General features: G+C 66.0%; 17 protein-coding genes. 1 reads left to right on the forward strand and 16 read right to left on the reverse strand.

Going from position 1 to position 14,274, the window contains the following annotated elements; translation table 11 throughout:
• Nucleotides 1-49: 49 nt before the first annotated feature.
• The 16 genes from WKW79_RS06905 to WKW79_RS06980 form a co-directional block, all read right to left on the reverse strand.
• On the reverse strand, nt 50-247 hold the full coding sequence (locus WKW79_RS06905) for a CsbD family protein (RefSeq protein ID WP_340334361.1): 198 nt from the start codon (nt 245-247) through the stop codon (nt 50-52).
• 115 nt (nt 248-362) lie between these two features.
• On the reverse strand, nt 363-1,187 hold the full coding sequence (locus tag WKW79_RS06910) for a DUF429 domain-containing protein (protein ID WP_340334362.1): 825 nt from the start codon (nt 1,185-1,187) through the stop codon (nt 363-365).
• Entirely contained in the window at nt 1,188-2,069 is an 882-nt protein-coding gene (locus WKW79_RS06915) for an EamA family transporter (protein ID WP_340334363.1), read from the reverse strand.
• Between the two features lie 3 nt (nt 2,070-2,072).
• Entirely contained in the window at nt 2,073-2,495 is a 423-nt protein-coding gene (locus tag WKW79_RS06920) for a BLUF domain-containing protein (protein WP_340334364.1), read from the reverse strand.
• Nucleotides 2,496-2,497: 2 nt separating this feature from the next.
• On the reverse strand, nt 2,498-3,232 hold the full coding sequence (gene folE, locus WKW79_RS06925) for a GTP cyclohydrolase I (RefSeq protein ID WP_340334365.1): 735 nt from the start codon (nt 3,230-3,232) through the stop codon (nt 2,498-2,500).
• A 42-nt stretch (nt 3,233-3,274) separates the two neighbouring features.
• Nucleotides 3,275-4,015, reverse strand: coding sequence for an endonuclease/exonuclease/phosphatase family protein (locus WKW79_RS06930; protein ID WP_422823827.1), 741 nt, complete (start codon nt 4,013-4,015; stop codon nt 3,275-3,277).
• Between the two features lie 2 nt (nt 4,016-4,017).
• Entirely contained in the window at nt 4,018-4,479 is a 462-nt protein-coding gene (gene nudB, locus WKW79_RS06935; RefSeq protein WP_340334367.1) for a dihydroneopterin triphosphate diphosphatase, read from the reverse strand.
• Nucleotides 4,480-4,536: 57 nt separating this feature from the next.
• Entirely contained in the window at nt 4,537-6,342 is a 1,806-nt protein-coding gene (gene aspS / locus WKW79_RS06940; protein WP_340334368.1) for an aspartate--tRNA ligase, read from the reverse strand.
• A 34-nt stretch (nt 6,343-6,376) separates the two neighbouring features.
• Nucleotides 6,377-6,997 (reverse strand): DUF502 domain-containing protein, encoded by a 621-nt coding sequence (locus WKW79_RS06945; protein ID WP_340334369.1) that lies wholly within the window; start codon nt 6,995-6,997, stop codon nt 6,377-6,379.
• 11 nt (nt 6,998-7,008) lie between these two features.
• On the reverse strand, nt 7,009-7,362 hold the full coding sequence (locus WKW79_RS06950; RefSeq protein ID WP_340334638.1) for an FmdB family zinc ribbon protein: 354 nt from the start codon (nt 7,360-7,362) through the stop codon (nt 7,009-7,011).
• A gap of 80 nt (nt 7,363-7,442) precedes the next feature.
• Complete coding sequence (locus WKW79_RS06955) at nt 7,443-8,891, reverse strand: high affinity choline transporter 1 (RefSeq protein WP_340334370.1); 1,449 nt, start codon at nt 8,889-8,891, stop codon at nt 7,443-7,445.
• Nucleotides 8,892-8,930: 39 nt separating this feature from the next.
• Complete coding sequence (ubiB, locus tag WKW79_RS06960; RefSeq protein WP_340334371.1) at nt 8,931-10,496, reverse strand: ubiquinone biosynthesis regulatory protein kinase UbiB; 1,566 nt, start codon at nt 10,494-10,496, stop codon at nt 8,931-8,933.
• Complete coding sequence (locus tag WKW79_RS06965) at nt 10,493-11,047, reverse strand: hypothetical protein (protein WP_340334372.1); 555 nt, start codon at nt 11,045-11,047, stop codon at nt 10,493-10,495. Before WKW79_RS06965 ends, ubiB begins: the two co-directional genes overlap by 4 nt.
• A gap of 108 nt (nt 11,048-11,155) precedes the next feature.
• On the reverse strand, nt 11,156-12,175 hold the full coding sequence (locus WKW79_RS06970) for a Tim44 domain-containing protein (RefSeq protein WP_340334373.1): 1,020 nt from the start codon (nt 12,173-12,175) through the stop codon (nt 11,156-11,158).
• A gap of 38 nt (nt 12,176-12,213) precedes the next feature.
• Nucleotides 12,214-12,945 (reverse strand): bifunctional demethylmenaquinone methyltransferase/2-methoxy-6-polyprenyl-1,4-benzoquinol methylase UbiE, encoded by a 732-nt coding sequence (ubiE, locus tag WKW79_RS06975; RefSeq protein WP_340334374.1) that lies wholly within the window; start codon nt 12,943-12,945, stop codon nt 12,214-12,216.
• 87 nt (nt 12,946-13,032) lie between these two features.
• Nucleotides 13,033-13,446: a gamma-butyrobetaine hydroxylase family protein gene (locus tag WKW79_RS06980; RefSeq protein ID WP_340334375.1), complete on the reverse strand. Its 414-nt coding sequence runs from the start codon at nt 13,444-13,446 to the stop codon at nt 13,033-13,035.
• Nucleotides 13,447-13,521: 75 nt separating this feature from the next.
• Between WKW79_RS06980 and WKW79_RS06985 the strand changes: the two genes are divergently transcribed.
• Nucleotides 13,522-14,274 (forward strand): TrbL/VirB6 family protein, encoded by a 753-nt coding sequence (locus WKW79_RS06985; RefSeq protein ID WP_340334376.1) that lies wholly within the window; start codon nt 13,522-13,524, stop codon nt 14,272-14,274.

Here is a 14,274-nt window from a genome sequence, read left to right on the forward strand (position 1 = left end):
ATGCCGCCGACGGTCGCAGGCACGCTGCAGCACGACCGGCGGCGGTATGTCAAAGCTTGTCTGCGCCCGACTTGATGGCGTCCTTGGCCTTTTCCTTGGCATCACCATAGGTGCTCTGCACCTTGCCGGCGGCCTGATCGGCGACGCCTTCGGATTTCAGCTTCTCGCTGCCGACGACCTTGCCTGCCGCTTCCTTGATCTTGCCCTTCGCGTCCTCGACGCGTCCTGCAACCTGGTCCTTGTTCATGGCGTTTCCTTCCAAAGTTTCAATGGGTCCATGACCCGGCTTGGGCCACAAACTCAATCTAGGCTTCAGGAACGTTCACAGGAGGAGCGCATCGCCCGACCTGCTGTAGGACGGTTCAGGCGCTGACGATCCAGCCTTCCAGCGGGTCGACGCCGACCGGCAGGCCCCACCCGGGCTGCGACGAAGCCCATGCCGCCTGCAGCAGGCAAAGCACGGCATCGAGGCGGTCGCCCTGCGCGTCCTCCAGCAAACTGATGCGCTGGGACGCTTCCAGCGCCAGGCGAATGCCAAGGCGGTCACTGCCGGCGCCGCAGAGTGCATCGATCACATCGGCACGCGCGGACCGGCGCTCGGGCGTCTGCCTGGCCAAGTCGTCGGCCTTGTAGCTGCGCCGCCCGATGAGTTCACGCGCCAGCAGGCCCGGGTAGGCTTCGAGCGCGACCCGATTGGCGAACGCCTCCGCCGCCAGACCGTGGGCGGGCATGCACGCACCCGCCGCGAGCAAGCGAGGGACGCCCGCATGCAGCATGTAGGCCACGGGCGGGTTGACCCATTTCATCGACGGGCTGGAGCCCGCCGGAGCATCGGTCGCCCGATGCGCGAACTTGCCGCCATCCGGCCGAGCCGCACAGAAGGCAGCGAATGTGGCACGGATCTCGGCGCGGCTCATGCCCGCGTAGTGCGCCATCGATGACGCCCAATCCAGGGGCCAATCCAGGTGCACCAGCAGTTCACGCGGCAGGCCGAACGGAAAGTCGAAACCTCCCACCCACGTCGGCGCCTCTGCAAGCCATGCGCTCCAAGCGTCGAGCGTGGCGAAGTCGTGAAGCTGCACCAGGCGGACAGCGTTGCCGTCCAGCGCTCCCCGCGCAATCACGATGGGCTTGCGCTTCGTCGGGGCGCTCGAGAAGTCGCAGCCCAAAAGCAATTGCGTTTCCATTCAGCCCAAGGCCAGCGCGATCACGCCGGCCGCGATGAATCCCGCCCCGGCCAGCCGCAGCAGCCGATCGCCCTCGCGCAGCAGATGTCCGCCGATGAGCGCCGCGAACAGCATCGACACCTCGCGCGCCGGCGCCACATGGGAGATCGGCGCCTGTTGCACCGCGTACAGCACCAGCACATAGGACACCGGGCTGATCACCGCCACCAGCAGGGCGTACTTCCATTGCAGGCGCCAGAGCCGGGCCGCCTCGGCGCGATCGCGCAGCGCGGCCGGCAATAGCAGGACCACGCGCACGAAACCGCCCATGTAGTCCACCAGGATCGGCGACATGGCGAGCACCTTGACCGCGTAGCTGTCGGTCACCGTGTACGCCGCGATGAAGGCGCCGGTCAGCACGCCATAGCGCAATCCCTTGTGGACGCGCGCGCGGCGCGCCGGGTCCTGGGTCGCGCGCCAGAGCTGCGGCCCGCCGGCGACGAGGAACACGCCCAGCACCACGCCGACGATCCCCAACAGCCCGGTGAAGCTGATGCTTTCACCGAGGAACAGGATCGCGAACAGCGACGAGAGCAAGGGCCCCGAGCCGCGCGCCAGCGGATACACCACGGTGAGGTCGCTCTTGCGATAGCCGCGCAGCAGGGTGACGTAGTAGACGACGTGCAACACGCCGCTGGCGGTGACGAAACCCCATTCGGTCCAGCCCCACAGCGGCACCACGTGCCAGCCCATCACGATGCCGAGCGGCGCCCAGACGATCATCAGGAATACGCCGCTCTGCAAGGCAAAACGCGCATCGCCATTGGCCTTCTTGGCCGCGATGTTCCAGCTGGCGTGGATGACGCCGGCCAGCAGGATCAGGCCGAAGGCGGAGAGCGGCAACCCTCAGGGCCGGCCGACGATGGCGGCGGTCGCCATCAGCTCTTCGAGCAGCGCCATCGAGGCCTTGCCGGGGACGGAATACGGGTCCAGCTCCGGCTTCTCGAAGTAGCGCAGCAAGGTCGCCTGGTGCACCTTGCTGAGCTGCACCTGCCCCATGGTCCAGCCACCGAAACGGCGCTCGCCGATTTCCTCGAAAGCCAGCAGCATCACGTCCTTGTGACGCGGGTCGCGCTGGATGTGGCCATAGAGTTCGCTGACCTGCATCCGCCCGCCTTCGATCGCTTGCAGGAAGATGCCGGCGCCATAGCAAAGGATGCCGGTGATGCCGCAGGAGGTGTTGTGCGCGCGCGATTGCGTGAGGATGGCGTCGACCGCGGGCGCGCTGCTGTCGGCGGCGCGGCTGGCGTAAAGAAGGCGAACTAGCATGGTCAGCCTTTCCGGGGAAGGAGCGAAAGGAATTCGCGCCGCAAGGACGAGTCCTTGAGGAACACGCCGCGCATGACCGAATTGATCATCTTGCTGTCCATCTCCTTCACACCGCGCCACTGCATGCAGAAGTGCTCGGCTTCCATGACCAGGGCCAGGCCGTCGGGCTGGGTCTTTTCCTGGATGAGGTCGGCCAGTTGCACCACGGCCTCTTCCTGGATCTGCGGCCGGCCCATCGTCCATTCCGCGAGGCGCGCGTACTTGGACAGGCCGATCACGTTGGTGTGCTCGTTGGGCATCACGCCGATCCACAGCTTGCCGATGATCGGGCAGAAGTGATGGGAGCAGGCGCTGCGCACGGTGATCGGGCCGACGATCATCAGTTCGTTCAGGTGCTCGGCGTTGGGGAATTCGGTCAGCGAAGGCGGGTGCACATAGCGGCCCCTGAACACCTCGTTGAGGTACATCTTGGCCACGCGGCGCGCCGTGTTGTCGGTGTTGTGGTCGTTCTCGATGTCGATGACCAGGCTCTCGAGCACGGCCTTCATCTTGACCTCGACCTCGTCGAGCAGCGTCTCGAGCTCGCCGGGCTCGATGAACTCGGCGATGTTGTCGTTGGCATGGAAGCGCTTGCGGGCCGCGAGAAGCCGCTCGCGGATCTTGACGGAGACCGGTGTCCCCTCGTCCTCGTCTTCCCCGCCTTCGGGGCGCTCGGCAACGTTGATTTTCTTCAGCATCTGCGCATCCTAACCGCCCCACTCCGAGGGCTGCATATGCTATCAATTCGATAGCGAAAAGTCGGTGACCAACGGCAGGTGGTCCGACATGCGCGCCCAGATCGGCCCGCGCGGCACATGGCAGGCCACCGGCGACAGGTGGCGCCCATAGATGAAGTCGAGTTGCGTCACCGGCAGGCGCGACGGATAGGTCAGGATGCGCGGCCCGGGCAGGTCGTGCGAATCCCGCATGCCCATCGCGTTCATGGCCGAGCGCATGCGCGCACCCCAGTCGTTGAAATCACCGGCCACGATCACCGGCTCGCCGCGCGGCACCTCGCGCGCGATGAACTCGTTGAGCTGTGCCACTTGCCGCACCCGGCTCCCCTTGATCAGGCCCAGGTGCACCACGATGGCGTGCACCGGCGTGCTTTCCACGTCGATCACCACATGCAGCAGGCCGCGCTGTTCGAATCGATGGTCGGAAATGTCCTGGTGACCCTGGCGCAGCACCGGCCAGCGCGTGAGCAAGGCGTTGCCGTGCTCGCCATGCCGCGTGATCGCATTGGTTTCATAGACCGCCGTGTAGCCTTCGGGCGCGAGGAAATCGGCCTGCGGCATCGCGGGCCAGCGCGTGAAACGCGCAGCCGCCTGGCGGTTCATCTTGCGCACTTCCTGAAGGCAGATGATGTCGGCGTCGAGTTGCTCGACGGCATGGCCGAGATTGTGGATCTCCAGTCGCCGCGCCGGCCCGATGCCTTGCACCCCCTTGTGGATGTTGTAGGTCGCGACCCGCAAGTTCATGCTCATTCCGCAAATTGTGGCAGCAACAGAATGGCTTCTGCATTCGACGGCGAAAAGCAGGCGTCGGCGGCCTGGCGGTACGGCAGCCATTGCCAGGCGGTGTGCTCGTGCGGACTGAGCCGCGGCTCGATGCGCTGCGGGACACACAGGCCGAACAGGTGCTCGGTGTTGTGCGTCACCCCCGGGGCATAGCGGGCGCGCCAGCGGGGGTAGATTTCGTAGACATTGCGCAGCTGCCAGTCGACCAGTCGCGAGGCCAGCGCACTGCCTTCGCCACACTCGATGCCGGTTTCCTCGGCCACCTCGCGCGAGGCGGTGAGCGCCAGCGGCTCCTCCGCCCTGTCCTTGCTGCCGGTGACGGATTGCCAGAAGTTGTCGGCGTCGGCACGCTGGATGAGCAGCACGTCGAGCGCCGGCGTGTGGATCACGACCAGCACCGATTCGGGGATCTTGTAGGGACGCATCGTGGAGGTCAGGCGAAAAAAAGGCGCCCTGAGGCGCCCCTGATTCTGCCCGCCCGCTTACGCCGGCTGCTGCACGTTCCGCAGGCGGATGTGCAACTCGCGCAGTTGCTTCTCGTCGACCGGGCTCGGCGCCTGCGTCAGCAGGTCCTGCGCGCGCTGGGTCTTGGGGAAGGCGATCACGTCGCGGATCGATTCGGCGCCGGTCATCAGCATGACCAAGCGGTCCAGGCCGATGGCGATGCCGCCGTGCGGGGGCGCGCCGTACTGCAGCGCATCCAGCAAGAAACCGAATTTGAGCTGCGCGTCCTCGGCGCTGATCTTCAGCGCGCGGAACACCTTGCTCTGCACTTCCTCACGGTGGATACGCACCGAGCCGCCGCCCATCTCGATGCCGTTGAGCACCATGTCGTAGGCCTTGGCGATGCACTTCTCGGGCGCGGTGTCCATGAGGTCTTCATGGCCGTCCTTGGGTGCCGTGAACGGATGGTGCACGGCCGACCAACGCTGGCCTTCCTCGTCGAACTCGAACATCGGAAAGTCGACCACCCACAGCGGCGCCCAGCGGTCATCGAACAGCCCAGCTTTCTTGCCGAACGCGCTGTGGCCGATCTTCACGCGCAGCGCACCCATGGCGTCGTTGACGACCTTTTCCTTGTCTGCGCCGAAGAACAGGATGTCGCCATTGCGGGCGCCCGTGCGGGCGATGATCTCGGCCAGCGCGGCGTCGTCGAGGTTCTTGACGATCGGGCTTTGCAGGCCTTCGCGGCCGGCCGCCGCGTCATTGACCTTGATGTAGGCCAGGCCCTTGGCGCCGTAGATCTTGACGAACTCCTGGTAGGCGTCGATCTCGCCGCGCGACATGCCGCCCTCGGCGCCGCCGCCCGGCACGCGCAGCGCGACCACTCGGCCGCCCTTCATCGTGGCGGCGTTCGAGAACACCTTGAACTCGACGCGCTTCATGATCTCGGTGAGTTCGGTGAACTCGAGCTTGACGCGCAGGTCGGGCTTGTCGGAGCCGTACTTGAACATGGCATCGCCATAGCTCATGGTCGGAAACACGGGCAGGTCGATACCGGCCGCGTTGCGGAACACGGTGCGGATCATGCCTTCGAACATCTCGCGGATCTCTTCCTCGGCGAGGAAGGAGGTCTCGATGTCGATCTGCGTGAATTCAGGCTGGCGGTCGGCGCGCAGGTCTTCGTCGCGGAAGCACTTGACGATCTGGTAGTAGCGGTCGTAGCCGGCCACCATCAGCAGTTGCTTGAAGAGCTGGGGCGACTGCGGCAGCGCGAAGAAGCTGCCGTCGTGCACGCGGCTGGGCACCAGGTAGTCGCGCGCGCCTTCGGGCGTGGATTTGCCGAGCATGGGCGTCTCGATGTCGATGAAGCCGTTGGCATCGAGGAACTTGCGCGTTTCCATCGTGACCTTGTAGCGCAGCATCATGTTCTTCTGCATCACCGGGCGGCGCAGGTCCAGCACACGGTGCGTGAGGCGCGTGGTCTCGCTGAGGCTGTCGTCGTCGAGCAGGAACGGGGGCGTGACCGACGGGTTCAGCACCTTCAGTTCATGGCAGAGGACTTCGATCTTGCCGCTCTTGAGGCTCTCGTTGGTGGTGCCTTCGGGGCGTGCGCGCACGAGGCCCTTGACCTGCACGCAGAACTCGTTGCGCAGGCCTTCGGCCACGGCGAAGGTGCTGGCGCGATCCGGGTCGCACACCACCTGCACATAGCCTTCGCGGTCGCGCACGTCGATGAAGATCACGCCACCGTGGTCGCGGCGACGGTTGACCCAGCCGCAGAGGGTGACGGTTTCGCCCATGAGGGCTTCGGTCACGAGACCGCAATAGTGAGTACGCATGGCCATATGAATGTTCCGTTGCGCCTGGTGGCGCATGTTGTTATCGGGTCGCCGGGAGGGCGGTGGCACTGGGAGCGACCACGCCCATCGAGACGATGTATTTGAGCGCTTCGTCCACGCTCATCTTGAGTTCGATGCAGTCGCTGCGCTTGAGCATCACGAAGTAGCCGCCGGTCGGGTTCGGCGTGGTGGGCACGTAGACGCTGAGGTATTCCTCGCCGCCCAGGTGCCCCATGACCTCGCCGCCCGGCGCGCCGGTGACGAAGGCAATGGTCCAGACGTTTTCACGCGGCCATTGCACGAGAACCGCGGTGCGGAAGGCATTGCCGTTCTCGGAGAACAGGGTGTCCGACACCTGCTTGACGCTCGAATAGATCGAGCGCACCACCGGTATGCGGCGCACCACGGCATCGCCCCAGCCCAGCAGGCGCTTGCCAATGAAATTGCTGGCGACGGCGCCGACCACCAGCAGGATCGCCAGCGTGAGCAGCACGCCCAGGCCGCGCACGTTGTGTTCGGCCAGCCAGACCTGCCAACTCGCCGGCAGGACCCAGAGCGTCTGGTCCAGCGTGTCGATGATCCACTTGAGCACCGCCAGCGTGATGAACAGCGGCACGATGACCAGCAAGCCGGACAGCAGCCATTTGCGCAAGGCGTGCATCGCGGGCGGCCTCAATCGGTCTTGGTGGCGGCAGCGGGTGCCGGGCTTGCAGCAGCGGGGGCCGGTGCAGCGGCAGGCGCGTTGGCCGAGGCCGGTGCGGCAGTCGTTGGCGCGGCAGTGGTCGCCGTGTCACTCGCAGGCTTGGCTGCATCAGCGTTGGCCGCTGCGGGCGCGGCCTTGCCGCCATCGCGGAAATCAGTCACGTACCAGCCCGAGCCCTTGAGGTGGAAGCCGGCGGCGGTGAGCTGCTTTTCGAACGCGCTGGCCTCGCAACGGGGGCACACCGAGAGGGGCGCGTCAGACATTTTCTGCAGCACGTCCTTGGCAAAGCCGCAGGCGCTGCACTTGTAGGCGTAGATGGGCATGGAATTGGGGGTCGAATCGAGCGCCAGCATGGCGGCTCGCAAAGCCCTCGATTATAGAGCCCGCCCCCTGCGAACCGCCCTCAGGCAGAAGCGGTAGCCAATGGCCGGTGCGGCGTGCGCTGGTTCGCCACCCACTGCGGTGCCAGCGAACCTGCCACCATGCCGAACACTGACGCCAGCACGCCGGCCAGTTGTCCCGGGAACACCTCGCCCCAGGGCATGACCATGAACAGCAGCCACACGCCGATGCCGAGCACCACGGCCAGCACCGCACCCTGCGTGCTGGCCCGGTTCCAGTACAGGCCCGCCACCAGCGGCACGAAGGCGCCGACCAGCGGCACCTGGTAGGCGCCGGAGACCAGTTCGTAGATCGACGTGCCCTGCATGCGGATCGCATAGCCCAGCACGGCGGCGCTGAACAGCAGCACCGTGATGCGCATGGTCATCAGGTTCTCGCGGTCAGTGCCGGCGGGCCGGAACTGGCGCCAGATGTTCTCGGTGAAAGTCACGCTCGGGGCCAGCAGCGTCGCCGAGGCGGTCGACTTGATCGCCGACAGCAGCGCGCCGAAGAACAGCACCTGCATCACGAAGGGCATCTTCTCGAGCACCAGCGTCGGCAGCACCTTCTGCGGATCTTCCTTGAGCAGCGTCGCGGTCTGCTCCGGCATGATCAGCAGCGCACTGGCCACGAGGAACATGGGCACGAAGGCGAACAGGATGTACGCCACGCCGCCGATCACCGGGCCACGCGTGGCCGACTTGACGCTGTTGGCCGACATCACGCGCTGGAACACGTCCTGCTGCGGGATCGAGCCCAGCATCATCGTGATCGCGGCGGCCATGAAGAAGATGATGTCGTGGAAGCTCGGCTCGGGCCAGAACTTGAACAGGTCCTTGCTCACGGCCAATTCGATGACCTTGTCGGCGCCGCCGGCCATGTTGCCCGCGAACATCGCGATCACCGCCAGGCCAACCACGAGGATGATCATCTGGATGAAGTCGGTCACCGCCACCGACCACATGCCGCCGAACAGCGTGTAGGCCAGGATCGAGACCACGCCGATGGTCATGCCCATCGGGATGCTGATGACGCCCGCCGACAGCAGGTTGAACACCAGCCCCAGCGCCGTGACCTGGGCCGACACCCAGCCCAGGTAGCTCAGCATGATGATCAGCGAGCAGGCGACCTCCACAACGCGGCCATAGCGCTCGCGGTAGTAGTCGCTGATGGTCAGCAGCGTCATGCGGTAGAGCTTGCCGGCGAAGAACAGGCCGACCAGGATCAGGCAGGTTCCGGCGCCGAACGGGTCCTCGACCACCCCGTTGAGGCCGCCCCCGATGAACTTGGCCGGAATGCCCAGCACCGTCTCCGACCCGAACCAGGTCGCGAAGGTGGTGGTGACGATCATGTAGAGCGGCAGGTGCCGCCCGGCGATGGCGAAGTCGGTGGTGTTCTTGACGCGGCGGGCCGCGATCAGGCCGATCGCGATGGTGATCAGCAGGTAGACGATGACCAGGGTCAGCAACACGGCGGCTCTCCTGAAAGCGATGAAGGTTGCGAATGAAAACTAGAAAAGACGAATGCGCAGGATGAACTGGAAAGCAAGCAGACCCAATACAAAACCTATGCCACCGTAGATGATTGCCTGCAGCAGCTTGTTGGTTCGTTTCTGAGCGGCCAGCAATTCGAGCAGTTCCCGCCGGTGGTCGGCGGGGCGATTTTCCATGAAGTCGTGCAGCAGGCGCGGCAGCTGCGGCAGCAGCTTGGCGTAGCGCGGCGCCTCGGCCCGCAGTTGCGCGAACAGGCGCTTGGGGCCGATCTGGTCGACCATCCACTTCTCAAGGAAGGGCTTGGCCGTGGCCCAGAGGTCCAGTTCCGGGTCGAGCTGGCGGCCCAGGCCCTCGATGTTGAGCAGGGTCTTCTGCAGCAGCACCAGTTGCGGCTGGATCTCGACCTGGAAGCGGCGCGAGGTCTGGAACAGGCGCAGCAGCACCATGCCCAGCGAGATTTCCTTCAGCGGCCGGTCGAAGTACGGCTCGCAGACGGTGCGGATGGCGGCTTCCAGTTCGTCGACCCGCGTGGTCACGGGCACCCAGCCGCTTTCCACATGCAACTCTGCCACTCGCTTGTAGTCGCGCCGGAAGAAGGCCGCGAAGTTCTGCGCCAGGTATTCCTTGTCGACCTCGGTGAGCGTGCCGATGATGCCGAAGTCCAGCGAGATGTAGCGCCCGAAGGTCGCCTCTTCCAGGCTCACCTGGATGTTGCCGGGGTGCATGTCGGCATGGAAGAAGCCGTCGCGGAACACCTGGGTGAAGAAGATCGTGACGCCGTCGCGCGCGAGCTTCGGCACGTCGACGCCGCCCGCGCGCAGGCGCTCGATTTGCGCGATCGGCACGCCCCGCATGCGCTCCATCACCATCACGTCCGGATGGCAGAAGTCCCAGAAGATCTCGGGGATCAGCACCAGGTCCAGCTCGGCCATGTTTCGGCGCAACTGGGCCGCGTTCGCCGCCTCGCGCACCAGGTCCAGCTCGTCATGCAGGTACTTGTCGAACTCCGCGACCACCTCGCGCGGCTTCAGGCGCTTGCCGTCCGGCGACAGCTTCTCGACCCAGCCGGCCATCATGGCCATCAGCGCCAGGTCCTTCTCGATCACGCCACGCATGTTGGGCCGCAGCACCTTCACCGCCACATCGCGCAGCTCGCCGGCGCGCGTGCGCAAGGTGGCGAAATGCACCTGCGCGATGGACGCGCTGGCCACGGGCTCTTCCTCGAACTGCACGAAGATCTCGCTGACCGGCCGGCGGAAAGCGCGCTCTATGGTCGCGATGGCCACGCTGGAGGGAAACGGCGGCACCTGGTCCTGCAGGCGCGCGAGTTCGTCGGCGATGTCGGGCGGCAGCAGGTCGCGTCGGGTCGACAGCACCTGGCCGAACTTCACGAAGATGGGGCCCAGGCCCTCCAGCGCCTCGCGCAGGCGCTGGCCGCGCGGGGCCTCGAGGTTGCGGCCCACGGCCAGCAGGCGGGCGACGCGGACCAGCCAGGGCTTGTCGAAGCTGGTCAGCACCAGCTCGTCCAGACCGTAGCGAAGCGCGATCCAGACGATGTAGATGCCGCGGTAGAAACGCCTCATTCGCGGCCCGCCGACGAGGCGGCGCGACCGGCGCGGTCACCGACGAACTGGCGCAGCGCGCCCACCACGCGACGCGCACCATTGCCAATGGCATGGGCCGGCACGTCGCCGATCAGGCGGGCCAGGTCGTCCTCGACATCCCAACGCACGTGATCGACCAGCCAGTTGACCTCCGCGGCCAGCTGCACGTCACCGACGATCTGCACCTCCGGCTTGTCGCCGCGAAGGCCGCTGCGCACGATGTCGAACGGGGAATCCTGCATGACGGTGAGCGTGAGATCAGCGGTCGCGCCTTCGGGGGCCAGGTCGAGCAGGCCGGCGGGCGTCGCGACCAGTTGCATGGTGATGAAGCGCCACTGGAAGCGCACGACGTTGCCCTGCTGGCGGATCAGCCGCTGCTGGGCTTCCGGCTCCTGCTGGAGCACGTGATTGAGGAACAGCACTGCCCGATGCTGGATTTCGTGAACCACCCACGGCGGCGGCTGCAAGCGCTCGCCAACGCGGTTGAACAGGTCGCCGAGAAAGGCAAATGGGGACGATGGTGTGGCCATGTCCCCATTATCGGTGGAGCCAGCATTCAAGCCGGCGATTGATCGGTTCTACCGGCACCCCGGCCGGTCATTGATCCACGCCGCCGGCGGTCAGGCCGGCAGATGCGCCTATTGGAGCGCTTGCACGCCCGCCACCAGCCAGCCACCCTGGCCGCTCGTGGGCTTGCTCATGTTCCACACTTCGCGGAACGGGCTCGGGCCCGCTGACGCATCCTCGCGGATCATCCCGGAGAACTCGACGCTCGCGAGGTAGACGTCCGGCAGTTCCTCGATGCCGAGCAGCTTGGCGTCGAGCATGACCACCTCGGTCTTGTTCGGCTGGCCGCCGGTGTGCGATTCGCGCTCGGCCAACTGCATGCGGATCTCGCCCAGCATGGTGTCCGTCATCATCGAGCGCAGCATGCCGAGGTCATTGCGGTCCCAGGCGTCCTGCAGCGTCACGAAGTTGCGCTTGGCCGCGGTGAGGAAGCCGTCGGTGTCGAAGCCGGCCGGGATGCCCCAGCTTTGCGACCCTGCCAGCGCCGAACCGATCATGCTGCCGCCGGCCGCACCCGCCGCGCCGGCCATCGAGGAACCATGCGTGGGCGTGGTGTCGAAGGTGGCGCCTTGCGGCTGTTCCCATGGGCGCGCCGAGGCGTCGTTGCCGACGTTCGCGGGCTTGTATTGCACTGGCGCACCGGCATTGCCGGGACCACCTGCGCCTTCGAAGGCCAGACCGCCCGAACGGGCCGCCGCAGGGCGCGAGCGCGCCGCGAAGATGCGCCACACCACCACCGCAGCCAGGATCAGCAAGCCGATCAGCAGGAAGTTGCCGACGGCGGCGCTCAATCCCAGTGAACTCGCCAACCATGCAAGGCCGAGGCCGGCAGCCAAGCCACCCAGCATGCCCATCCACGGACGCTTCGGCGCCGCGGCGGCCGGTGGCGTTGCAGCCGGCGTTGCAGGCTTTGCCGCAGCAGCGTTGTTGGTCACGTTCTGCGCGGGCGCGGCCGGTGCCGCAGCCTCGCGTTGCGTGACGTTGTTCGACTGGCGGCCCATCGACTTGCCGCCACCCATGCGGGCCGCGTCGGCCTGCACGCTGACAAGCGCCATCGCGCACACCAGCAAGACCGATCCAATTCTTCTCATGACGTCTCCTCTGTAAATGCCGATCAACGGCAGCTTGTTCAACACTTGATTCCAACATGCAGGGCGGCCACGCCACCCGTCATGTTGTGATAGTCCACATGCCCGAAACCGCCCTCTTTCATGAGGGACTTCAACTGCTCCTGCCCCGGATGCATGCGGATCGATTCGGCCAGGTAGCGGTAGCTGGCGTCGTCGCCCGCCACGAGCTTGCCGAGTTTCGGCAGCACATTGAACGAATACCAGTCGTAGGCCTTGGCCAACGGCTTGGCGACTTTCGAGAATTCCAGCACCAGCAACTTGCCGCGGGGCTTGAGCACCCGGTTCATTTCCTTGAGCGCCACGTCCTTGTGCGTCATGTTGCGCAGGCCGAAGGCGACCGTGACCACGTCGAAGTGGTTGTCGGGGAAAGGAAGCTTCTCCGCATCGCAGACCATCGTCGGCAGCGCGACGCCGGCATCGAGCAGGCGGTCGCGGCCGGTGCGCAGCATGGCCTCGTTGATGTCCGTATGGACCACCTGGCCGCTGGCGCCGACCTTCTTCGCGAAGGCCAGGGCGAGGTCGCCCGTGCCGCCGGCAATGTCCAGGACCTTCGAGCCTTCGCCCACGTTGGCGACCATGACCGTGTAGGCCTTCCAGGCGCGATGCAGACCCGCCGACATGAGGTCGTTCATGACGTCATAGCGGGACGCGACCGAGTCGAACACGCCACGAACGCGCTTCGCCTTGTCCTTCTCTTCGACCGATTCAAAGCCGAAATGGGTTGTACTCATGCGCCCGATGTTAGGGCGTAAGTGGCCATATCAAGCCAACGACCCGCCCAGCCGGCGGGAATTAGCCTTGGCGATGGCCCGGAAGTCTCAATGCGAAGCGCATCCGTGGCCGCCCTTTTCGACCATTGGCGCATCGCGGTCGACGCCTGCCGCCTTCAGGCGCGATTCATATTCGGCCCACAGTTGCTCCTGCTTCGCGCCCAGTTCATAGAGCAGGTCCCACGAGAAGATGCCGGTGTCGTGGCCATCGCTGAAGACCGGCTTGACCGCGTAGTTGCCGACCGGCTCCAGTTCCAGCAGCGTCACGTTGCGCTTGCCGGTCTGCAGCACTTCCTGGCCGGGGCCGTGCCCTTTCACCTCGGCGGACGGCGAGTTGATGCGCATCAGTTCGAAGGGGATGCGGAAGGTCGCGCCGTCGGAGAAGCCGATTTCGAGCACGCGCGATGCGCCATGCACGGTGATCGATTGCGGGGTCGGTGCGCCGGATTGAAGGCCTGCCATGAGATGGATCGGTGGACGAAAGTGAAGGGCCCGAGCAGTATGCCGCGATTGTCGAATCCGGCCTCAGGAAGGCCCATGCGAGTTCGCGCCAAGACTTTCTACGATTGGCTGATGCTCATTCCCAATCGTTTCCCACATCGCGCACCGCTGGCTGTGCTTGCGCTCGCGGGCGCCTTGGCGCTGCCCGCGCCGGCCCATGCCTTTTGGGGCGCGCTGGCCAAGCTCGGCGGTGCGGGCAAGGCAGCAGGCACCGTCGGCAAGGGCGCGGCGGTCGGGGTCCTTGGAGCCGAAGGCGCCGCACAGGTCGCGGCGCGCGGCGCGGGAACCACGGCTACCTTGGCCGACGACGCTGCGCGCATGGGCAGCCGAAGCGCCGGGGAATACAGCGCCGTGAATGCGGCACTGCCGCCCGAGGTCGCGGCCTACCTGAACAAGCCCGCCAAGGACCTGACGCCGCGCGACACGGCGGCCATGATGAGCGAGTACCAACGGATGGTGGAACGCGCGGGTCGCACGGGTGATTTCTCCACCATCGAGCGGGCGCCGAACAGCATGGGCACCAGCCGGACGTTGAACGAGAAGCCGTCGATGGTCGCCCCAGCCGGTGCCAACGTCGCCACCGTCGCGCCAACTTCAGGCGGATTGCCGCCCGAGGCCGTTCGCCTGCTGGCGCATGCCGCCAGCAGTGGACATCGCGAAGCGCAGCGGGAGCTCGACGCGATCTGCACGCCGGGTGCGCCGGCCGGCAACCGCGTCTCCGCTCAGCTTCGATTCAGCCCGGAATTCATGAAGCTCTGCGAGACACGCTCACAAAAGGCTCAGCGCTGA

Source organism: Variovorax robiniae (genome assembly GCF_037889955.1).
GTDB lineage: Bacteria > Pseudomonadota > Gammaproteobacteria > Burkholderiales > Burkholderiaceae_C > Variovorax > Variovorax robiniae.